A 22,321-nucleotide genomic window follows, 5' to 3' on the forward strand; every position below is an offset into this window, starting at 1 on the left:
AATTACACGCGTGTCATCTTCGCTAGTCAAGCCGGAATGTGGTATTCGCCCCGGAATAGCGGGTGAAATCCTCGATCCTTCGCACATCGGCTCCTCGGCATCCACCTGCACAATCGTCTCGACGCCTTGAGATGTGAGCGTTCATCTCACATAAATTTCACTAATGTGACGCAGACTACTGTGTTGCGTGGGACGTGTACCACATTTCCATCATGGTCATCGACATCAACTGGTGAGACTTTAACCCTTTACACTGAAAAACATGACTTCAGGCGCTAATTTCTTGCAGGCCACGCTCTCCTCGATGCTTCAGGACCCCGGCCATCCGCGACTCACCTGGTACGGAGGCGACTTTGAGCGCATCGAATTATCGGGGGCAGTCCTTGGCAACTGGGTGAACAAGACCACGAATCTGCTGTGCGAGGAGTTCGACTGCGAGCCTGGCCGCACGCTTCTCGTTGATCTGCCACCGCACTGGCGTTTGCTGACCTGGTCGCTGGCCGTGTTGCGCGCAGGTGGCCGCCTGACCCTTGAACCGACCCGCGAACCCGACGTGATCATCACCGACACGCCCGACACGTTCAGCGACGCCCGCGAACTCATCGTGGTGACGCTTGCTGCCCTTGCCCGCCGTTATCCGGGTGAACTTCCACCGGGTGCAGTGGACGCTGCGGGGGCGGTCATGACGTATGGCGATTCGCTCGGATTCGTTCCGCCCACCGATGTATCCCAGTGTGCGGTCACAACCACGGACGGGCACATCACGTACGCGCAGTTGCCTGACTGGGTGCGTTCCGCAACCGAGGACACCGGTGATCGCACTCTGCTGCGGGTTGCCTCGGACTCGGTTGAGTCACGTGTCAGCGTGTTGCAACACGCCGTGGGCGTGTGGAGCCATGGTGGTTCGGTCGTTCTGTTTGGTCCTGAGATGACGGGCGAGATTGCCGACGACTCGGCTCGTCTGCAGCGCATCATCGAGTCCGAGAAGATCACCACGGTCATCGACATCCCCTGATGTTTGGGGCACTCTCAGCACTCATCCCTCGCTGAGAGTTACCGAATGTGCACTCTCAGTGTTTGAGAGTGCACATTCGGTAACTCTCAAAACGCTGAGGAATTTGCGAGTTCGGCGGTTGAGGCTCATCACTGACCGCGGGCCAGATAACGGCCCTCGGTCGCCTGCTTCAGCGGCATCCACCAGCCCTGCTGGGAGTCGTACCAATGCACGAGACGCTCCAACTCGTCGTAAATCAGGCGCGATGTTGCCCGCCACCCAAGTTCGCCCTCAGTGTCAGACGGATCGATCGCGTACCGCAGATCGTGCCCAGCCCGATCCGCGACCTGAAGCAGATCGGTGCGCGGGCGCCCAAAAATATCAAGCAGGGTGTGGACAACCTCGAGGTTGCTGAACTCGCTGCGCGCGCCCAACAGATAGGTCTGCCCCATCGCACCGCCCGTCAGCGCTGCCCACACGCCAGCCGAGTGGTCATCCACGTGAATCCAGTCGCGCACATTGCGGCCCGAGCCATAGATGCGCGGCGGGCGCCCCTCAAGCAGTTCGGTGATCTGGCGGGGAATGAACTTCTCCACATGCTGGAACGGGCCGTAGTTATTGGAGCAGATCGAGATCGTCGCGTTCACGCCGTAAGACCTCACCCAGGCGCGCACCAAGTGATCCGCAGACGCCTTCGACGACGAATAGGGGCTCGACGGACGATACGGGCTGAGCCGAGTGAACGGGGGATCGTTCAGCGTGAGATCGCCAAACACCTCATCGGTCGAGACGTGGTGGAAGCGAACGCTGTGAGCGCGCACCGCCTCAAGCAGAACACCGGTGCCACGCACGTTCACGTCGACGAACTCCAGCGGACGGTCAAGAGACAGATCATTGTGGGATTCGGCCGCGAAGTGCACCACCGCATCGTGCACGCGCACAAGATCGTGCACCAGTTCGGCATCCCGGATATCGCCGCGCACCACGCGCACCGAGCCGCCCTGATCAGTCAACCAGCCGTCAACCTCGAGGTTCCTGCCCTGCGCGGCGTATGTGTACGCATCCAGAACCGTGATGACGACCTCAGGTTGGAACTGCCGGACCCACCGCACAAAGTTAGTGCCAATGAAGCCAGCCCCACCGGTTACCAAGAGCCGCACGATTCCTCCGAAGGGTTCTACACATACGTTTCACACACAGGTCGCTCACGTAGGGTCTGTGCACGACCGATACGACTAAAGGACCTTTTTCTGCGTCAAACCCCACAAAATGGGCGACGCAAGAGCCGTATACACAAGATTTACACGGCTTTCCCCCTACCTATGCGGGCAAATACCGCATGTTCATTCTAGGATTTAATACCGTGACCAAAAAGAAGACCAGCCGCAAAAGCGTCGAATTCGTACGTTCGTCCCCCGCGCACGCGCGCACGCACCATGGGCCGCGCCTCGCACGTATCATCTCCCTCGCTCTCGTGGCGGTTCTGGGATTCGGCGGTTCGGTCGCTTTCGCAATCCAGTGGCGCGTTAACTCCTCGCTGACGCAGATCGACACCAAGAAGTACGTGTCGACCCCTCAGATCCCCAAAGATCCACGCGCTGGCGAATCCCTGAACATCCTGGTCATGGGCACAGACTCCCGTGCTGGGGCCGGAGCCGACCTCGTTGGAGACCACGTCGGCGGTGAACGCTCAGACACCACCATGATCGTGCACGTCTCCTCCGACCGCTCCCGCGTCGAGGTGGTCTCGATCCCCCGTGACTCCATGGTGTACCTCCCCGCCTGCCAGGTCGGCGAGGGCAAGACCGTGCCCGCCCAGCAGCGCGGCATGTTCAACAACGCCTTCGCACGCGGATGGGACTACGGCGGCGACTACGTGTTCGCCGCCGCCTGCACCGTGGAAACCGTGCAATGGAACACCGGGCTCATCATCGATCACACGGTCATCGTGAACTTTGAGGGCTTCGTGGGCATGGTCAATGCCCTGGGCGGCGTCGACATCGACATCCCCGAGGACGTCACCTCCAAGAAGGCTGGCAACCTCAAGCTCTCCGCTGGCGAGCAGACCCTTGACGGCGAGACCGCCCTGCAACTCGTCCGCGCCCGCACCGGGTCCGGGTGGGGCCTGAACATCGGCTCCGACCTCAAGCGAATCGAACGCCAGCAGGCAGTCCTCGAGGCAACGTTGCAGACAGCCCTGTCCAAGAACCTGCTCACAGACATCAACAAACTCACGAGTTTCGTGACCGCATCGCTCGAATCCCTGACCGTGGACAGCGAACTTGGCGCGGATGACATCATCGCCCTGGCCTGGTCGCTCAAGAGCATCAGCCAGGACAACGTCAAGTTCTATTCAACCCCGGTCGGTGAGGACCCCACTGACAAGAACCGAGTGGTCTGGCTTGACGCGGCGAATGACTACTGGGAACGTCTCAAGGTGGACGATCCCATCGAGGATGAGCCAGACGAGACAACCGAGTGCGAACCGACAGATGATGCCGAAGACGGCACCGAACCCGACGAGTGCGTGAGCACCGAACCGTCCGAGTCCACCACACCATAAGCATCATCCCTACCGATTGGTTTGACTCATGGCTAGCCACAACGACCCGCAGAGCAGGCAAGGTGGAGGATCGCTTCCTCCACCGAGTTTCACGCCCTCTTCCGGGCGTCCAGGCCGACCGCAGCGCACCCGTGCAATCGAGGTTGGTTCACCTGAGACAGGACCTCAACAGGCTCGTGCACCCAGGCCCAGCGATGAGCCACCCACGATAACCGACTCACAGAAGATCGTGAAGATCCGCCGGGGAAACACCGGCGAGACGCCTGCAGCGGTTTCTCCCCCACCCTCTGTTTCCCGTGTCTCCGCCTCCTCGCACCCGCCTTCGGCACCAGGTGCAGAACCGTCAGGGCCACAGGGCACATCGGTCCTGCCGCAGTCCTTCGCCCCGAAGAACAGCCGCGAGATGCCTTCCCGGTCAGTGACCGGGACTCCACGCCGCGTCAGTGGCACCCCACTCCAGGCCTCAGGCAGCCCTGAAGCCGCCCCTGCCTATACGCCCCGAGGCAACGGTTCCAGTCAGTCAGCGACGCTTGGGGTTGCCCCCGTCCACGCGCCGAGTGGCCCACGTTCTTCGAGTGGTTCCAGATCTGGTGGACCAGGACGGCCCCACGGCACCACACCCTCGGTACCAACCAGGAAGAAGCGCAAGAAGCGCATCTTCACGACCGTGGCACTCCTACTTCTGGCGGCGATGATTGCCTGGCCGATCGGGCTCCTCATGTGGGCCAACTCCAAACTCAACCATGTCGACGCACTGTCTGGCGCGTCCAACACGGGTGGCACCACCTACCTGATCGCAGGCTCCGACTCGCGCGGCGAGGACAGCGACTCCCACATCCAGGGAGCACGCGCCGACACGATCATGCTGCTGCACGTGCCCGAGTCCGGGCCAAACGCCCTGATTTCATTGCCGCGCGACATTTACGTGCCCATCCCCGGACACAACTCAAACAAGATCAACGCGGCCTTCTCCTTCGGCGGTGCTCCACTGCTCGTTGAAACCGTTGAGAACCTCACCAACCTGACCGTCGACCACTACGTTGAGATTGGCTTCAGTGGGGTTGAGGGGATTGTCGATGCCGTTGGCGGCGTTGAGCTCTGCCTCGACTACTCCGTGAAGGACAAGGAGAGCAAACTTGACTGGGAGGAAGGCTGCCACGAGGCAGACGGAGAGACTGCCCTGGCTTTCGCTCGTATGCGTAAAAAGGATCCACTCGGTGACATTGGGCGTGCCGAACGTCAGCGCCAGGTCGTCTCAGCAGTGGCCAAGAAGCTTCAGTCCCCCGGCGACCTGATCAACCCGAACACGCAGCGCAAGCTCGTGGACGCGGGAACCGGTGCGCTCGTGGTCAGCGAGGGAACCGGATTCGTCGACCTCGGCAAGATGGCCCTCGCCTTCCGCAAGGCCAACTCCGATGGTGGCGTCACAGGAACCCCGCCGATCGTTTCGCTCAACTATCGCCCGGGCGGTGTCGGTTCGGCCGTGCAACTCGACGAGGCTGGTACGGAACAGTTCTTCAAGGATGTCGCTGCGGGCACGCTCGAACCAGGCGAATACAACAGTCTGCGCGACTAGGCCCGCGCCATATTCACGCTCGGAACCCCTGAACTCCCACATCTTGGGTCTTGGGCCCAACACGTTGCCCACCCGTTTTACGACGAAACCACCCGTTATGTGCGGGTGGTTTCGTCGAATTCTGGGTGGATAGCGGTCTGAAAAGCGTTCAGTCCCCTTGCTCGTAGGCCGCGCGCAGGCGCTCGCCCTTGGCGTGCGCGACCTCGGCCAACTGCTGCTGGAAGGCGAGCATCTTCTCGCGGAGCGCAGCAGACTCGTCGTCAAGGCCGGACGCCAGAATCCGCGCGGCAAGCAATCCGGCGTTACGTGCCCCACCGATCGACACCGTCGCGACCGGGACGCCTGCTGGCATCTGCACGATGGAGAGCAGCGAATCCATGCCGTCGAGGTACTTGAGCGGAACCGGCACACCGATCACAGGAAGCGGCGTCACAGCTGCGAGCATGCCCGGTAGGTGGGCGGCCCCACCGGCACCGGCGATGATCACGCGGATGCCGCGTTCGTGGGCGGTGCGGCCGTACTCGATCATCTCGACCGGCATCCGGTGCGCCGACACAACGTCCACCTCAACGGCGACTCCGAATTCCGTGAGTGCCTTCGCGGCCTCCTCCATGACGTTCCAGTCGGAATCCGAGCCCATCACAATGCCGACAACCGGCGCTTTTCCTGACATGTCTCTCCTGTTGGTTGCTGATGTCCGACTTCTGGTTTCTGATGTCCGACGATACGATCAGTCAATCTCTCGGCGGCGGCCCGTAAATGGCCGGGTTTCCGCGCAGGCAGTCCGCGCCCCGTCCGCCACGAGTGGAAGAACCCCACTCGCGAGCGCGCAGGTGGGATTTTCCCACTCGCGGTGAAGGCGTGTGGCAGGTCTAGTCTTGGTCGCGTACGAGCGCGGCCGCGCCACGGGCGGCCGCGAGAACCTGCTCGAGGTCACTGCCGCTGACGTTGACGTGTCCAAGCTTGCGTCCGGGACGCGGTTCCTTGCCGTACAGGTTCACCTTAGCGTTCGGGTACTGAGCCAGCACCTGCGGCAGCGCATCGGTGAGGGTTTCACGATTGGATCCGAGAATGTTAGCCATGACGGTCCACGGTGCGAGCGGCGCGGTGTCGCCGAGTGGCAGGTCGAGAACCGCCCGAAGATGCTGCTCGAACTGACTGGTCACGGAGCCGGTGATGGTCCAGTGGCCGGAGTTGTGCGGCCGCATCGCGAGTTCGTTGATGAAGATGTTGGTTTCACCGGAGTCCGATCTGGTCTCGAACATCTCGACGGCAAGGACGCCGGTCACGTCCAGTCCATGAGCGACTTTAAGCGCCACCTCGCGGGCACGATCCGCTTCGTCCTGCGTAAGATTCGGCGCGGGAGCGATAACCTGCGCGCACACGCCGTTCTCCTGGATCGACTCGACCACGGGCCACGTCACCGCATCGCCTGCGGGACGACGCGCGACGAGAACAGCCAATTCACGCGAGAACGGAACCTTCTCCTCCACGAGCAACGCTGGGCCGCCGGCCTCCACGCCGTCAAACCAGTCGTTGACTTCCTCCGGAGACGACACGACGCGAACACCCTTGCCGTCGTAACCTCCCCGGGAGGTCTTCACCACGACATCCGGGCCGTGCTGGGCAATGAACTCGTGGAGCTGGGTCGTGGCTGTTGCAGTGTCGCGGTCAAGGGCGCGCCACGCCGGGCAGGGCAACCCCATGTCGGTGAGACGCTCGCGCATGATGATCTTGTCCTGCGCTTGGAGCAGTGCATCAGGGTGGGGCTGAACTGACACGCCCTGGGAGATCAGTTCGCGCAGGAAATCTCCGGGCACGTGCTCGTGCTCAAACGTCAACACGTTTGCACCGGTCACGAGCGACTTAATCGTTTCAGTATCGCTCGCTTTCCCAACCGGTGAGTCCACAACGACCTGAGCCGCACTTGAACCGTCACTCTCAACCAAGACCCGAAGAGTCACGCCCAACTCTGCCGCGGGAGGAGCCATCATCCGCGCAAGTTGTCCGCCGCCAATTACCGAAACAATAGGAGTAGCCACGGTGTCTAAGGGTAGTCGAATAGCTCCGCTGCCTAAACTCGTGTCCATCGCGATACCCTTTGATGGTGACTACATCGCAGAGCTCAAGCACTCAGGAGCTCGCCCCACAGCGCCTCTCCATCAGCGCGCGGCTCGCTGCACGGTTCGTGGAGCTACTCAAGTTTGGGATCGTAGGTGGCACCGGGTTCATCGTTGACATTGGCCTGTTCAATCTGTTGCAGCACGGCCCATTCGCCGTGCTCGCAGGCAAGCCTGTCACCGCCAAGATCCTTTCGGTTGCCGTCGCGATGATCGTCACGTGGATCGGAAACCGACTGTGGACCTTCGCCGATCAGCGCACGCGCACCAAGGTCCGCGAGTTTGTGGGATTCGTGGTGGTCAACATCGGCGGAATGGCTATCGCGGTGCTGTGCCTGTGGATCTCCCGCTACGTCTTGGGGTTCGATTCCCCACTCGCGGACAATATCTCAGCCAACGTGATTGGGCTGGTGTTGGGCATGATCTTCCGCTACCTGGCGTACAAGTACCTCGTGTTCACGGGCGACAAGCCGCCACTAGACCCGCGCTCAACCCACCTCTAACGCTACCGCTTGTGTACCTTGACCACGTTTCCGTGCGGCAACACCGCATTTGCGTCCAGGGTGCGTGGAACGCCCGTCAGGTACAGCGTGAACTGAGCTGGACGCGGACGGGACAGTTCAAGGCGCGCGCCATCCGCCGCTGCGAGGTCTCGCGCCAACGGCAGTCCAAGGCCAGTCCCCTTACCCGAGGTCACGCCACGCTCAAAGATACGCGGAACGAGTTCCTCGGGGACCCCAGCTCCCTCATCAGACACCTGGACCACGACACCGCCGCGTGGACCGTGCAACTTCGCGGACACCACGGTCTCCCCGTCACCATGCTTGAGGGAGTTCTCAATCAGTGTGGCAAGTACCTGAGCAAGAGAACCCGGCGTTGCGAGCACTGCGAGAGATTCGCTCGCATCAACCCGCAACTTGCGCCCAGCCTTGGCAAAGACAGTTTCCCATTCCTCTTCCTGCTGCTGCAGGACCTCGTCGAGGTTGACGGCCTCAGTCGTTCCACCCTCGGCGCGGCGAGAACGAGCAAGCAGATCGTCCACGGTGGACACCAGGCGCTCGATCTGCTCAAGCGAGATTCGAGCCTCCTCCTGCACCTCCGGCTTGTCATCCGACAGCATCGAGATCTCCTCGATGCGCATCATCAAGGCGGTCAACGGCGTGCGTAACTGGTGCGAGGCGTCCGAGGCGAACTGGCGTTCGGCGGCAATACGCAACGCAAGTCGATCAGCGGAACGAGCCAACTCGTCGGCAACCAGGTCAATCTCCTCGACCCCCGATTCCTCGACATGCGGGCGCACCTGCCCCGAACCCAACTGCTCCGCTGACGCGGCAAGATACACGAGCGGCGCCGACAACCTGTTTGCCTGCCACACAGCCACGGAGATTCCTGCGCCGAACGCAACGAACGCTGCAGCGACTACCAGCATGACCACCTGATAGGACCGGGCCGCAACCTCCCAGTAGGACACCTCCACGGTCACCATCGCGTTCGAGGCTGACCATCTGACTGCAGACAATGTACGACCGTCGATGGGTTCGCCGGCGCTGCCCATCTGACCATCGGGCATGACAACCCGGACATGCGCGGCGGGACGATCCCCACCTGCCGCAACCCGGTCAAGGATCGACTGTTCCAGTCCCGTGCCGCTGGCAATGCGGTTGTCGACAGATCGTTCCAGAGACGCCGCCCTGTCCACGATGGCCCGCTGCTCGTTGTTGAACACGTAGTAGCCGCCGAAGAAGGCGAGTGGAAAGCCGAGCAGAATAACCGCTACGGCCACAGCCGACACGGTAGCGATGATCAATTTGCGGCGCACAAGAACCGTCCTCTAGGCCGTACAGATATGACAAAGCGGGGACCGGTTCGCATGGAACCGGTCCCCGCCGCGAAGATCAGTTGCTTCCGGCTTCGAACCGGAAACCCAGACCGCGAACCGTGGTGATGTACCGCGGGTTGTTCGCGTCATCGTCGAGCTTGCGACGTAGCCACGACACGTGCATGTCCAAGGTCTTGGTCGAACCGATCGGCTCGGAACCCCACACTTCGCGCATCAGCGAATCGCGGTTTACCACCGAACCCGCAGAAGCAATCAGCACGCGCAGCAACTCGAATTCCTTGGTGGTCAGATGCAGTTCACGGCCAGCTTGGAACGCGCGGTGTGCTGCAACGTCCACACGAACATCCTGCGCGGTGATTTCCTCGGCCTCGGTTGGGTCGCCGTGCGTGCGCCGAAGCAACGCGCGGACACGGGCAAGCAACTCCGCCAGCCGAAATGGCTTGGTCACATAGTCATCTGCTCCGGCATCGAGACCCACCACAAGGTCCACCTCGTCGGCGCGTGCGGTCAGCACCAACACCGGGGTGGTCAGGCCCTTTTGCCGGATTGCTCGCGCAACCTCCAAACCGTCCATGTCAGGAAGTCCAAGGTCGAGCACAACAAGGTCAGCAGCGGATGCGTTATCAATGGCACCCTGTCCTGTTCCCTGGACATTGACGTTGTAGCCCTCGCGCGTCAATGCGCGAGCGAGCGGCTCAGCAATCGCCGGGTCGTCTTCAGCCAAAAGTACTTGGGTCATAGTGGCTATATTAGGTCATGAATCGGAATTTAGACTCCCTTTAATACCTAAAACCATCCGTGAGTTTGATGACCTTGAGTTGAAACCATCCTCACGTGTGACGCTCTATCACCTGCGATCACCGTAATCTTGTGTCTATGAACGTCTTCGAGCGATTCGGGCTGTGGTCCGAGGAGAATGCCGCACGCCTTGATCAGGTACTCGCGAGCCTGGTGGCGCTGGTCGTATGTCCATTTGTGCTCGTGACACATCAGAACATGGAATGGTTCTTCGGCCTGGATATCTCCGGGCTGTGGTCCGCCGTGTTCGCGGCATTGCTGATCTTTCCTCTGGTTTGGCGGCGCACGCAGCCGGTTCGTTCCGCGGTCCTCGTGTACTCGGCTGCTCTCGTACACATGCTGATCGGCCCTTCCGCGATCATGCCCGCTGACCTGATGGTTCTCGTGGCGCTCTACTCGGTCACGATTTATGGACCGCGCTGGGCAAGCAGGGTTGCCCTCATCTCGTCATTCGCCGGGACGGCTCTGTTTGGGTACCTGGTCGCTCGGGAGGCTGGCGGCAAGCTCGCACCTGCGCTTTTCATAACCTTTACCCTTGGATTGCTGTTCCTTACCGTGTGGGCGTTTGCGAACATGCGCCGCGCTCGAATCTGGTCGATGCAAACGCTGCGCGACAAGAATCGCATGCTTGAGATCGAACGGGAACAGCAGGTTCAGCTTGGGGCGGCTGCGGAACGTGCCCGTATCGCTCGGGAGATGCATGACATTGTGGCCCATTCCCTGTCCGTGATGATCGCTCAGGCCGATGGTGGTCGGTATGCGGCGAAGGCCTCGCCCGAGTTCGCGGAGAAGGCTCTGAGCACGATCGCGGACACTGGTCGCGCGGCCCTTGCGGATATGCGCAGATTGCTCGGGGTGTTGCGGAACGACGTGTCCGAGGAGGACATTGACACGCTCGCTCCCCAGCCGGCTTCCGGGGACATTGAATCTCTGGTTGATCAGGTACGTAGTTCCGGTGTCCGAGTGTCGCTCGTGCGCATGGGCACCCCTCGCGCGCTTCCGCCCGGGGCTGGGCTGACGTTGTATCGCATCTGCCAGGAGTCGCTGACCAATATCTTGAAGCATGCCGGCCCCGATCCGACGGTCACGATCGTCTTGGCGTGGGGCAAGTCTAGCCTGCGTCTTGAGGTGGAGGACGACGGCCGTGGTGCTGCGTCCGCTGCCGCGAGCGACGGTCAGGGTATGGGTTTGCTTGGCATGAAGGAGCGTGCGGCCCTGTTTGGCGGCAATGTCAAGGCTGGCCCGAAGCCCGGTGGCGGGTATCGCGTCGAATTGGAACTGCCTCTGCCCGAGGTCCCGGATGAGGAACCGCCCGCTCCCGTATGAGTCAGTCCCCCACTCGCACCATTCTGGTCTCTTGAAAAGCACGCAAACGAGTACTCTCAACGGTCGAGAGCCTGCTGGACTGATGACCCGTATGGTGTTTTCCGGAATTAAGGTTGTTTTTCTTGCGTATTGTTACCGGAAAATCACCATGTTGCCTGCGTACGGCACCGTATCTGGGTAAATTGGCGACGATCAGATGAGCTCCAGCACCAGCCCACCACCCAGCCTCGCCACGCGCAGTGTGCTGCGCGGCAGCGAGAGTGCGCTGGAAGGTGGGCAGATCGCCGTGAGCGCGGCAGGCTCGTCGCCAATCAGCAACAATGTGCGGCGGGAGAACACCCGCCGCTCCTCGGCGTGGATAATGGAACCAGACCTGCACGCTGTGACACCTAACCCCTAGGAAAACAATGACCGCCGAAATCTCGTCCCCCATCCGCGTTGCAATCATTGATGACCAGCAACTTCTTCGCGCGGGTTTCAAGATGGTGATTGACTCGCAGCCGGACCTCGAGGTTGTCGTGGAGGCAGGCGACGGCGACACGGCGTGGGATGAGTTGCACGACTCAGACGTAGACATTGTGCTCATGGACATCCGCATGCCAGGCACGGACGGACTGGCCGTGACCGCCAAACTCACCGAGCACTGGGAGAAGAACCGCTCAGAGTCCTCGCCGAAGATCATCATCCTCACCACATTCGACATCGACGAATACGCTCTCGAGGCCATCCGTGCCGGGGCCTCCGGCTTCCTACTCAAGGACGCGCCACCCGAAGAGATGCTCAACGCGATCCGTGTGGTGCACTCCGGGGATGCGGTCATTGCGCCATCCACGACCAAACGTCTCCTCGAACACCTGATCACCCCGCAGCAGGCGGACGACAGGACTCCGAGCCCGCAGGCCGAGAAACTCGCGCAGCTCACCGACCGCGAGAGGGACGTGATCCTGCTGATCGCCAGGGGCATGAGCAACACGGAGATCGCTCAGGAACTGTTCGTCGCCGAGGCAACCGTCAAAACCCACGTGGGCAGGATCCTGCACAAACTCGATGCCCGCGACCGCGTCCAGATCGTCGTCACGGCCTATGAGAACGGCCTGGTGACCCCAGGCGAGTAGCGCGGTTCCGGTATGGACTGCCAGGCCCATCGCCCCGTCCTACCCAGCAGCACCAGGGGCCTTGTGCGAGGCTCCCCTAGGTGACTCGTTGCACAAGTCATCCCTCAGGATGACGCGAGCACCCGCCCACGTAGTCAACAGGACGGACAAAAGGGCAATCACTTTCCATCCCTGCGCACGACGCGCCCCTGAAGCGGATGTTCATAGAGTGGAGTTATCGTTGCTCGCTGTTTGAGCAACCCAACGTTCCATACGCTTCAGGAGACCTCATGACTATCCCCGCAACCGGGTACAACCAGGCCCCCAACGTGTCTGCCGCGCCAATCGCGGTGTCAGCACGTAGCCTGTCCAAGCACTACGGCCACGGCGCCTCGACTGTCCGGGCACTCGACAGTGTAGACATCGACTTCGCCCAGGGACACTTCACCGCAATCATGGGCCCCTCCGGTTCGGGTAAGTCCACGCTGATGCACCTGCTTGCAGGGCTCGACACCGCGACCTCGGGCACGGCGTTCATCGGTCGCCAGGACGTCACGGCAATGACCGATGACCAGTTGACCCAGTTGCGTCGCAACAACGTGGGATTCGTGTTTCAGTCCTTCAACCTGCTGCCGATGTTCACGGCCGAGCAGAACATCCTGCTCCCACTGACCTTGGCGGGCAAGAAGATCAACAAGGACGACCGTGACTGGCTGACACGCCTGGCCACCACGCTGGGCATCTCGGAACGGTTGAACCACCGTCCCTCCGAGATGTCGGGCGGTCAGCAGCAGCGCGTGGCAATCGCTCGTGCCCTGATCACCAAACCGGACGTGGTGTTCGCAGACGAGCCCACCGGTAACCTCGACTCACGTTCGGGTGCTGAGGTTCTGTCCTTCCTGCGCCAGTCCGTGCGTGAACTTGGACGCACCATCATCATGGTCACCCACGATCCAACGGCTGCATCGTACGCGGACCGCGTGGTACTGCTCGCTGACGGCAAGATCGCCGGTCACATCGACAGTCCAACCCCTGAAGCTGTGCTCGCAGGCCTTGACGCCCTGCGCAACTTCGATGCCACCATTGACCCACGATCCACCGAGACGGCCTGACATTTCATGCTTCGCATAACACTGCACCAGATGCGGCAGAATATTGGCCGCCTCATTGCGGCGGGTGTCGCAATCTTCATCGGTACAACGTTCATCACGGCCACTCTTCTCGCCGGAGAAGTGCTCGTTAAATCGACTGAAAAGTCCATGACGGCCTCATTCGCAGATGCCGACCTCGTGGTGAGCGCCAGTTCCGATCAAAACGGTAGTTACGTCTACAACCCCATTGGCGTGGATCTCGTCCGAGATGTCGCAGCCGTGAATGGGGTTTCAGATGTAGCCGTCGGAGAAGGCCCCTACGTAGAGGCCACCTCCGATGGAAAGTCTGAGTACCTCCCGCTACTCACCTATGCCAAGGACAAAAACCTTCAATCGTATGAAATATCTGATGGGAAAGCTCCCAACAGCGACTCAGAGGTAGTTCTTCCACTCAAGGTTGCCGAACGCCTCAAGTTAAGCATCGGAGACAGCATCTCCCTCGACATGCTTAGCCAGTACGGCGAGGAAGGGACAGCAGTTGCCTTCACAATCACGGGATTCTCAAAGGACGTCAGCGGCGGTTTCGCAAGTTCCGGCGGCGCGGTTGTTGTATCCCTCGACGGTGCGGAAAAACTATCCGATCATCCGGTTAACACCGACGGGTTCCAGGCCCAGTCCATTCTGCTCAATGTAGAAGACAACATTCAGAAGGACCCGGCAGCGTTCGATAAACTACGTGCGGAAATCTCAAAGATCATCGGAGAGCGCACCGTCCAAACAACCTCAGAGGCGGCACAGGACCGGATCGAGTCGATCTCGGGAGAAGCGCAGATACTAACCTACATGGTGCTGTCGTTCGCGGCACTGGCGTTGCTGGTTGCCTCGCTGGTCATCTCCAACACCTTCCAGGTGCTGGTTGCCCAGCGCACCAAGACGCTCGCTTTGCTGCGATGTGTGGGCGCTTCGAAGAAGCAGATCAAGAACTCAGTCATCGTCGAGGCACTCATCCTCGGCTTCGCCTCCTCGATCGCGGGCATCCTCGGCGGGATTCTCCTAGTCCAGGGCGTGCTGTGGGTAGTCGCCGCCATGGATCTCTCTCCTGCGGTTCCGACCTCGGTCACTATTCCTGTGGCTGCCATCTGGCTGCCGGTAGTCGCCGGAGTGCTCACCACTCTGCTTGCATCATTTGTCCCAGCACGGATCGCGACACAGGTCGCGCCGCTGGCTGCACTCCGTCCGATCGAGGGTACCTCCGAGGTCCGTCGCACGGGCATCGTGCGGCTGATCTTCGCCGGAATCTTCGTGGCGATTGGCACAGCACTATTCGTCTACGCGTTCTCTATCTATAAGAGCGACATGGAACTGGCGCTGGGTGTTGGTGTCCTCGGTGGTGCGCTCTCCTTCCTGGGTCTCGTCATGTCTGCGGTTCTGTGGGTGCCAGGTGTCGTGGCGGCGGTGGGTTCTGTCTTCGCGAAGTTCGGCGCACCCGCACGGCTTGCCACGGCCAACATCGGCCGTAACCCGCGCCGTACCGCCTCGACCTCGACCGCACTGTTTATCGGGGTCACCCTCGTTGCAATGCTTTCAGTCGGAGCGTCTACGGCTCGCACCACGATGAATCAGGAACTCGACAAGCAGTTCCCACTTGACGTTGCCATCACGTTGCGCGGCGAGACAGATCTCTCCGACAGCACTCTGACAGCAATCCGTCAGGTCAAGGGCGTGGACGTTGCCCAGAGCGTTGAACAGATTGCGGTACCAATTGTCGTAGGGGACCAGGAATGGGTGAGCGGTGGCACCACCTACCGGTTCGATGAGTCAGTGAACTCCGCATTGCGTGACACAAGCGCAGTCGAGAAACTCACTGATGACACGGTTCTTGTCTCCACCTGGTATGCGTCAGAACCCGGCACGGAGATTAACTTTGTCGATCCATCTGCGTTGGAGAGCTTTGACTCCAACGACGTACCCCAGGAGTCCCCGCTGTGGAACACTCGGGTGACCCTCAAGAGCGCAGGTACGACAGGGCTTGAGGGTTCAGCGGTCACTCAGAAGACATTTGACGAACTGAAGAGCAAGTTCCAACTCACCGATGCCGATGTGGAATCCCGTTTGGTTCTGGTGAAGGTATCCGATCCGTCCAACGCAATGGACACGGTTGATGCCTTGCGGGACCTCCTCGGCGAGGACAATGTCGAGATCTCCGGTGCCGTCATGGAACGTGACATGTTCCAGAAGGTCATCGACGTGATGCTGCTGGTCCTGGTTGGCCTGCTCGGTGTCGCCGTGCTGATCGCGCTGGTCGGTGTCGCGAACACACTTTCGTTGTCCGTGATCGAACGACGCCGTGAGAGCGCAACCCTCCGTGCAGTCGGTATGAGCAGGCGTCAGCTGCGGGCTTCGCTGGCAATCGAAGGCATGCTGATCGCTGGTATCGGCGCTCTGGTGGGCGTGCTGCTGGGCACGCTGTACGCCTGGCTTGGCAGTAAGTTGCTGCTCGGTGCGTTCACCACAGTGGTGTTCACGGTTCGTTGGGCGGACATTGCCGCCATCTTCGCGGTGGCACTTGCAGCAGGTTTGATCGCCTCGATCGTTCCGGGCCGCAGCGCCGCGAGGACCTCACCGGTTGCCGCATTGGCTGTCGAATAGGGTCTTGATCCCTCATTGAGATTGGCGACGAGTCGGCTGGTTCGCAGGAAAACCTGCGAACCGGCTGGCTCATTTTTGTTGTATTGAACCCCTGCCCCACACCGTACCCCTTTAAGTCGGTGGGGCCTTTTTGTTCCGGGTGCGCAACTATTGTGGGTGCAGGCGGATCAAAAAAGCCCCATCGACATGCACGAGGTGTGGCGGAGGCCGCCACAGTCATGTGGTGTTGTGGTTGGGGTACGTGTTTCCACAGGTACGGATCACCACTGTGTACGTGCACGTGGACGAGCCGCTGTGGACGTTTTCCAAGCTGCCCCGTAGACATCGGGCAGTGTTGTGCGCGTGAGTGACGATGTGACGTTTGAAGTGGTGCCCTTCGGCACGTACTGTGCGCGGCGAGGTGCTAGTGCGCCTGAACTGGTGCGGTCTCTTACCGAGCACCTTCAGATTCCACACCTTGGCCTCGGCGCCTTCCGGGTGGGCGAGCAGGCGCTGCGGGACTCCGACTCTGTCGGCTCATGGCCGCTGGTGCACGGCGCCACCCTAACATTCTCCTCATCCGCACAGCCGGATGCCGCGGCATTGGCCCTGACCAAACATGCGTTGCGCGTTGACACCTCTGAACTCGTGCCGGTCCTAGACATTCCGGGGATTCGGTCAGGTTCCGGGGCGATGAACAACACCTCACGAGTTCGAGCGAGCATTCGGGTTGCCTATCTGGTTACGAGGACCCCCACCCCTGCACGATTCGCCTGGCTCCGGTGGTTCTTGGCCGTAGCGCACGCCATTGAATCTGTATGGCTCACGATCAGGCTCTACGCGGGTGGCATCAGGTTTCGTGATGGGATCACCCTTCACCGCGTCGGCCACGGGGTACGGGCACGGTCGGTGACACATGTCGGAGCTGCGAACAAGAAGGTCACACAGGCAACTGAGCGTTACGAACTGCGAGCACCCCTCAACCCCACCGCAGTTGACCGAGCGTTGGCGGCGCTTGCCACGTCCCTGCCCGAGGAATCTTCTTCCTCGAAGATCGGGCTGCTCCTGTCTGCGCTCGTTCCCTTCACCATGAGTGTTGTTCTTGCGGTTGTGATGCGCCAACCGTATTTCCTGTTGTTTGCGCTCACCGGGCCAGTCCTGGCCCTGGTTCATCTGGTTTCTCGCAGACGGGTTGTTCCGGGGCAGGTCGAGATACGGGCTCTTCCTGCATGGGTCCAACGAGGGTTGCATGGGCAGTGCGTTGAAGCGCTCACGACTCTGCTGCAACTCGCGGTGCAGGGCACGGTGACACTGACACAGTGGCCATTGCTTGGCCTCTCCCCTGCCAGTAGTCGTCGCCTGGCAACACCGCATTTAGGGGACCACGCCTTTGCTGTGGACCTGTCCATTCGGTTGTTGTCGTTGGCGAGCGGCGGATCATCGGCAGGCAACGCGTCAACACGTGGAAGCACTCGAATAGGGCTTGTCCAGGCTGCGGACACGACACCGGACATGCGGGACGGAGTCGTGCCTACCGTGCACGTGGTGACCTCCCGCCCACAGGTGATTTACGGTTCATGGTTGCGTTGGCTTGCCCCACTCCTGAGGATTCACGAGTCGTCTCAAACGGTGCCCGACGATCCGCACCACGTCATGCTCCACGTGGACTCCATACCCGATCTGAGAGGGCTTTCAGGAATCAGCGACAGTGGGATACTCGACCGGTGGGCACGGGCGTTGACTGCTTACCTCACTGTGGGGTCGGCAACAGCCGGACTTCCCCGCGTTGCCCCATTTACTCAGGTGTGGAATCCACGCACCGGAGCACCACCCTGGCGTGCCGAGGTTGAAGACTCGCTCGTGATTCCCGTGGGTGTCAGGGCACAGGGACCGTTCACGATCGATCTCGTGGCTGATGGTCCGCACATGCTCGTGGCGGGAACCACAGGGGCGGGCAAGTCGGAGTTCCTGCAGTCTCTTATCGTCGCGACGGCGACAACCTACAGCGCACACGATGTTAACTTCATGCTGATCGACTACAAGGGCGGTGCCGGGCTGGGACGCTGCCATCGACTGCCCCACTCCTGCGGCATGGTCACAGACCTCGATCCAGGCGAGACGTCCCGTGCCCTCGCGGGCCTGCGCGCCGAGCTCAAACGTAGGGAACTAAGATTCCGCGAGCTGGGGGTCGGCGACATCACCGAATTCAACCGCACCGTTTCACGCGTGGATCGTATTGCTCGGATAGTTGTGGTCGTGGACGAGTTTCGTGCACTTTCAGAGGAACATCCTGAGTTCCTCACCAAACTCATTCGACTTGCGGCGCAGGGCAGGTCATTGGGCATTCACCTCATTCTTGCCACGCAACGTCCAGCAGGAGCAGTGGGACCTGAACTTCGCGCGAACATCAACCTGCGCATCAGCCTCCGGGTGGCAGACGAACAGGACTCCCTCGATGTTCTCGGGGTCAAGGACGGTGCGTACCTTCCGGTTGAGGTGCCTGGACGGTTTCTCGCTCGGACCGGTGGTGCGCGGCCCACGCAGGCTCAGGCGTTCTACCTCGACGCGGCACCGCCGCTGCCGCAGCATCTGGTCACGTTACCCGGCGCACGAGGCCCTGATACTCCGACCGCCGATGTGCCAGACGTCATCGGTGCCCTCATCTCAGCACATGATGCGCGCTTCGGCATCCGGGCAACACGGTTCTGGAGCCCTGGACTTCCCAGCGTCTTCACGGGACAGCAGGACACCGAGGTCCTCCATGAGGCACAGGTCGTCGCCTTGGGAGCACCAGAAGACTCAACCGGCCATCAGGCCCTGACCTGGGAGCCCACGCTCGGGCATCTCGCTGTTGTCGGCCCCTCACTGCGAGGCCGTACCTCCTCCCTGCTATCGCTTGCTCAGTGCAGTCCTGCAGGCACCCGCATTCACTGGGTCGGGCCGGTCACCGATCACAACCAGGTGAAACGGGCATTGACCAGCGCATCGGCGTATCTCGTGAACCTGGTCGATTCCTCGAACCCGTATATGGTTCACGCCCTGATTCAGATCATCTCTTCAACCCGTGCAACCCCAGGTCCTGCGCAAAGCAGAACTCTGCTCGTCATTGACGACCTCAATGCCCTACGCACCACCCTCGAGACGTATGACAGAGGATCAGGGATGGAACTCGTCGAAAATCTGCTAAAAATTGGGCCTGCTCAGGGTATCGCCTGCGCGGTGAGCACGGCACGCCCGATCACGGGCGGTTTGCAGTCCTTGTTTGGACAGCGGCTGATCCTCGCAAGTGGGAACGTGGACACCGACGCGACAAACGCCGTGCCTCGCGAGTTGCTCCCACTGCCATCACATCGTGGGCGCGCCGTATGGTCTACCCCGAACGGTACGGTGGTGTGTCAGATTCGCGCCCCTCATCTGGCAACGCAGGCCGCGCAGTGCGACAGCGAGAACCATGACGAACAGCGGATCTGGTCGCTCGCCGATGTACCAGCATCACCGACTCCCGGCATTCTCACCGGGCCGCGGCCAAGTGCCTTCGATCCGACCACGGTGAATGCGATGATCGTTGCTGGTGCGCGCCGCAGTGGACGAAGCACCGCCCTTGATGCGCTCGCCACGAACTGGGCTGGAACACCGTACGGTTCTCGCCATATTGCAGGCAGAGGCCACCACGTGGGCAGTGACCTTGAGGATCTGATCGGTGTGTTGGAGACAGGCACCCCGAAGATCGCATTGATACAGATCGATGACCTTGATGTCGTCGAGGCTACACACGGGCACCTTGTTCAGCGACTGCTCGATCTGGCGCTCGGCGCGGAAATCACGGTACATGGATCGTGCACCACAGCCGCGCTGCACCAAAGTTATCGAGGCGCGCTGGCGACACTGCGCGAATACGAGAACGTGCTCCTGCTGTGCCCAGACCCCGCCAAAGACCGTGAACTTCTAGGGACATCCATCGTGCTTGCCGTCGACCCGCGCCCTCATCCCGGCAAAGCCGTCCTCATGCTCGCAGGCCACATATCGGCGGCACGAGTTGACTATGGGAAAGGTGAGTCTTAATCCTCGCCTGAGGCAGGTTCACGGAAGCTGATGTGCTCCACAACCGGTGGGAGCACAAACAAGACGATCGTTGCAATACCCACCGCAATCAGGGAAACGCCCAGCGGGTACATTGCCGCCTGGACACAACTGATGCCAATGAGCGCAACAAAGATCTGCAGGGTGATGGCGGGGCCGCGTACCCACGGCTGCTGCTGCCCAACCCCGCGCGTCAGGGCGAAGATGAACCAGGCAAGAAGCAGAGAACACACGATCAACGCGACCGTCACGCCCACATACTCGATCTGCCCCGTGATCAGGTCGATGACGCCGATAACCGCGTACGCGAGCGCCGCAAGCGATTGCATGGCAAGTGCCACGAGCAACACCCATACCGCGCCCGGACGCCGACGCCACAACCATGCGCCCCGCGTACTCGGACCGCTGGAGGGTACCGGGTCGGAGGAAGACGAGGGATCTTCGGAGATCGGCGGGGTGTTGGTCATGAAAACAGTCCTTAGCGCGCGGGTTTATCGCTCTCCATTGTAGGGAGTGAATCTGAGGGTTCGGGCCTTTCAGCGGGGAGGGAAGCATCCCCTAAATGCCCCTCTTGCCACGACGGCAAAGAGCCCGCAAGGGTGCGTCCACATTCTGACACGAGGGGTGCGGATACACCCGTTGAACGGTTGCGTCAAGAGTTAACGGGAGCCGTTTTGGCTGAAAACCCGCCGTTTTACTGCGACTTATACCACCTTTTGTTCTTGTGACAAAAACCTCACGCGTAAACGAAAAGAAATACTCCCCTAACCCTTGTGAAGCACTGCCGTAAAAGACGAAACTAGTGATTACGTGTTTCCCGTGTATCTGGATCATTCCCCTGAGAAGAACACTCGAATGATCCCAACAAACTAGGAGTTGCAATGGATTGGCGTCACCGCGCCGCGTGCCTCGAAGAAGACCCAGAGCTGTTTTTCCCAATCGGGAACACTGGGCCAGCGCTCCTTCAAATCGAAGAGGCAAAAGCCGTTTGCCGTCGTTGCGAAGTTGTCGACACCTGCCTGAAGTGGGCAATCGAATCCGGTCAGGATGCTGGAGTCTGGGGCGGCTTGTCTGAGGATGAGCGTCGCGCTCTCAAGCGCCGCACCGCACGCGCCCGTCGCGCACACTGAACCGCGACCACATAACGTAAGGCTGAGGCGAGACCCATCAGGTCTCGCCTCAGCCTTTTGTTCGTTTTCAGGCCCTGGAAGCTGAAGCCTCTCCGAGGGGCTCGCCCTTACAAGCCAGGCTCGCTCCTACAACCCGTATGGTGATTTTCCGGGAATGAGGTGGTTCTTCTTGGTTGGTGATTCCGGAAAACTACCATGGTGGGTGCTCAGTGGCTTGCGTACACTCAGGCGATCAGTGCGTAACCCGCCCACAACAGAAGCGTGCCACACACAATGTTGAGCGCCGAGATCCCCACAACCCGCGCCCACCGTCGTTCCCCGATCATGTCCCACAGCTCAAGGGCAAACGACGAGTAGGTGGAGAGACCGCCACAGAACCCCACGATCATCAGCGCCCGCCATGCCTCTGCATCCGGTGCTGCTAGACCTCCAATCGCAAGCCCCACCACGAAACAGGCCACAAGGTTGGAGATCAGGGTTCCCCGAGCATCGTTCGGGCGTTCTCGACCTGCAAAGACCCTCGCTTCAACCCCCGAGAGCACGAAGCGCAGCAGTGCGCCCACACCACCGCCGAGCGCGGCCAACAGCCACGTCATTGCCTCTCCCGCTTTTCATCGAGGGCTCCAGAGTTCACGGTATCCACGTTGTGTGAGCGGGTTACGACAGCTCCGTTTGTGATATGTGCGTGGCGACGAGTCTGATCGCGTCTGCCCACGGCTTGTCCCAGGCCCGCCCCAAGTACGCACGCGACCAAGGTGAGTGCCAGATAGCCGAGGCCAGTCAACAGATGGCTTTCACCTGCAAGTCGATCAACCAGAACGATATAGGTGGAAAACGAGGTGAAACCGCCGAGCACACCTGTTGCGAGTAACGCGTGGCGATGCGGGTGCATCCTCTTGTTCACATGGTGCACAGTGATCGCACCGATGATGAAGCAGCCCGACAGATTGATCGCAAACAGTGACAGCGGCTCGGAAAGGTTACGATTCGGCCAGATCAGGGCCGCAAGTTCTTGAATTCCATACCGAGAGACCGCCCCCAGAGCACCGCCGATAAACACGCTCATGGAGCGCATCAACAT

General features: G+C 60.8%; 19 protein-coding genes. 10 read left to right on the forward strand and 9 right to left on the reverse strand.

The genetic code is table 11. The features are described from left to right. Positions 1–262 precede the first annotated feature (262 nt). Complete coding sequence (locus ACFSYH_RS04665) at positions 263–1,015, forward strand: TIGR03089 family protein (protein ID WP_377465428.1); 753 nt, start codon at positions 263–265, stop codon at positions 1,013–1,015. Positions 1,016–1,143: 128 nt separating this feature from the next. Here the strand turns inward: ACFSYH_RS04665 and rfbB are convergent, their stop codons facing one another. Next, a complete protein-coding gene (gene rfbB / locus ACFSYH_RS04670) occupies positions 1,144–2,154 on the reverse strand; it encodes a dTDP-glucose 4,6-dehydratase (RefSeq protein ID WP_377465429.1) in 1,011 nt (336 codons plus the stop codon). 203 nt (positions 2,155–2,357) lie between these two features. On the opposite strand from rfbB, the gene ACFSYH_RS04675 reads away from it, so the two are divergent. Together ACFSYH_RS04675 and ACFSYH_RS04680 are read left to right on the forward strand one after the other, a co-directional pair. Beyond that, complete coding sequence (locus tag ACFSYH_RS04675) at positions 2,358–3,557, forward strand: LCP family protein (RefSeq protein WP_377465430.1); 1,200 nt, start codon at positions 2,358–2,360, stop codon at positions 3,555–3,557. A gap of 28 nt (positions 3,558–3,585) precedes the next feature. Then, the gene (locus tag ACFSYH_RS04680) at positions 3,586–5,133 is read left to right on the forward strand and encodes an LCP family protein (RefSeq protein ID WP_377465432.1); all 1,548 of its coding nucleotides are present in this window, start codon (positions 3,586–3,588) and stop codon (positions 5,131–5,133) included. 148 nt (positions 5,134–5,281) lie between these two features. Here ACFSYH_RS04680 and purE read toward each other — a convergent pair whose 3' ends face one another. Beyond that, complete coding sequence (purE, locus tag ACFSYH_RS04685) at positions 5,282–5,806, reverse strand: 5-(carboxyamino)imidazole ribonucleotide mutase (RefSeq protein ID WP_377465433.1); 525 nt, start codon at positions 5,804–5,806, stop codon at positions 5,282–5,284. Between the two features lie 199 nt (positions 5,807–6,005). Beyond that, positions 6,006–7,175, reverse strand: coding sequence for a 5-(carboxyamino)imidazole ribonucleotide synthase (locus tag ACFSYH_RS04690; protein WP_377465434.1), 1,170 nt, complete (start codon positions 7,173–7,175; stop codon positions 6,006–6,008). A 65-nt stretch (positions 7,176–7,240) separates the two neighbouring features. Here ACFSYH_RS04690 and ACFSYH_RS04695 point away from each other — a divergent pair, with 65 nt between their 5' ends. Next, positions 7,241–7,756: a GtrA family protein gene (locus tag ACFSYH_RS04695; RefSeq protein WP_377465436.1), complete on the forward strand. Its 516-nt coding sequence runs from the start codon at positions 7,241–7,243 to the stop codon at positions 7,754–7,756. Between the two features lie 2 nt (positions 7,757–7,758). Here the strand turns inward: ACFSYH_RS04695 and ACFSYH_RS04700 are convergent, their stop codons facing one another. After that, on the reverse strand, positions 7,759–9,072 hold the full coding sequence (locus ACFSYH_RS04700) for an ATP-binding protein (protein ID WP_377465438.1): 1,314 nt from the start codon (positions 9,070–9,072) through the stop codon (positions 7,759–7,761). Positions 9,073–9,148: 76 nt separating this feature from the next. Then, positions 9,149–9,832: a response regulator transcription factor gene (locus tag ACFSYH_RS04705; protein WP_377465439.1), complete on the reverse strand. Its 684-nt coding sequence runs from the start codon at positions 9,830–9,832 to the stop codon at positions 9,149–9,151. 137 nt (positions 9,833–9,969) lie between these two features. On the opposite strand from ACFSYH_RS04705, the gene ACFSYH_RS04710 reads away from it, so the two are divergent. Further along, the gene (locus ACFSYH_RS04710) at positions 9,970–11,217 is read left to right on the forward strand and encodes a sensor histidine kinase (protein WP_377465441.1); all 1,248 of its coding nucleotides are present in this window, start codon (positions 9,970–9,972) and stop codon (positions 11,215–11,217) included. A gap of 192 nt (positions 11,218–11,409) precedes the next feature. Here the strand turns inward: ACFSYH_RS04710 and ACFSYH_RS04715 are convergent, their stop codons facing one another. Next, the gene (locus ACFSYH_RS04715; RefSeq protein ID WP_377465442.1) at positions 11,410–11,556 is read right to left on the reverse strand and encodes a hypothetical protein; all 147 of its coding nucleotides are present in this window, start codon (positions 11,554–11,556) and stop codon (positions 11,410–11,412) included. Between the two features lie 68 nt (positions 11,557–11,624). Here ACFSYH_RS04715 and ACFSYH_RS04720 point away from each other — a divergent pair, with 68 nt between their 5' ends. The 4 genes from ACFSYH_RS04720 to ACFSYH_RS04735 all read left to right on the forward strand — a co-directional run bounded on the left by ACFSYH_RS04720 (position 11,625) and on the right by ACFSYH_RS04735 (position 20,092). Then, positions 11,625–12,332, forward strand: coding sequence for a response regulator (locus ACFSYH_RS04720; protein ID WP_377465444.1), 708 nt, complete (start codon positions 11,625–11,627; stop codon positions 12,330–12,332). Between the two features lie 269 nt (positions 12,333–12,601). Beyond that, positions 12,602–13,423: an ABC transporter ATP-binding protein gene (locus ACFSYH_RS04725; RefSeq protein WP_377465445.1), complete on the forward strand. Its 822-nt coding sequence runs from the start codon at positions 12,602–12,604 to the stop codon at positions 13,421–13,423. Positions 13,424–13,453: 30 nt separating this feature from the next. Further along, the gene (locus ACFSYH_RS04730; RefSeq protein ID WP_377465446.1) at positions 13,454–16,051 is read left to right on the forward strand and encodes an ABC transporter permease; all 2,598 of its coding nucleotides are present in this window, start codon (positions 13,454–13,456) and stop codon (positions 16,049–16,051) included. A gap of 342 nt (positions 16,052–16,393) precedes the next feature. Then, positions 16,394–20,092: an FtsK/SpoIIIE domain-containing protein gene (locus ACFSYH_RS04735; RefSeq protein ID WP_377465449.1), complete on the forward strand. Its 3,699-nt coding sequence runs from the start codon at positions 16,394–16,396 to the stop codon at positions 20,090–20,092. Here ACFSYH_RS04735 and ACFSYH_RS04740 read toward each other — a convergent pair. Next, positions 20,089–20,577, reverse strand: coding sequence for a hypothetical protein (locus ACFSYH_RS04740; RefSeq protein ID WP_377465452.1), 489 nt, complete (start codon positions 20,575–20,577; stop codon positions 20,089–20,091). The genes ACFSYH_RS04735 and ACFSYH_RS04740 overlap by 4 nt on opposite strands. Before the next feature lie 414 nt (positions 20,578–20,991). Here ACFSYH_RS04740 and ACFSYH_RS04745 point away from each other — a divergent pair, with 414 nt between their 5' ends. Beyond that, positions 20,992–21,240 (forward strand): WhiB family transcriptional regulator, encoded by a 249-nt coding sequence (locus ACFSYH_RS04745; RefSeq protein ID WP_377465454.1) that lies wholly within the window; start codon positions 20,992–20,994, stop codon positions 21,238–21,240. Positions 21,241–21,464: 224 nt separating this feature from the next. Here ACFSYH_RS04745 and ACFSYH_RS04750 read toward each other — a convergent pair whose 3' ends face one another. After that, the gene (locus tag ACFSYH_RS04750; protein WP_377465455.1) at positions 21,465–21,836 is read right to left on the reverse strand and encodes a fluoride efflux transporter FluC; all 372 of its coding nucleotides are present in this window, start codon (positions 21,834–21,836) and stop codon (positions 21,465–21,467) included. Then, positions 21,833–22,321, reverse strand: a complete 489-nt coding sequence (locus ACFSYH_RS04755; RefSeq protein ID WP_377466091.1) for a fluoride efflux transporter FluC — start codon at positions 22,319–22,321, stop codon at positions 21,833–21,835. The genes ACFSYH_RS04750 and ACFSYH_RS04755 overlap by 4 nt, the downstream gene beginning before the upstream one ends.

It is taken from the genome of Populibacterium corticicola (genome assembly GCF_042683685.1).
GTDB classification, from domain to species: Bacteria; Actinomycetota; Actinomycetes; order Actinomycetales; family Cellulomonadaceae; genus Timonella; species Timonella corticicola.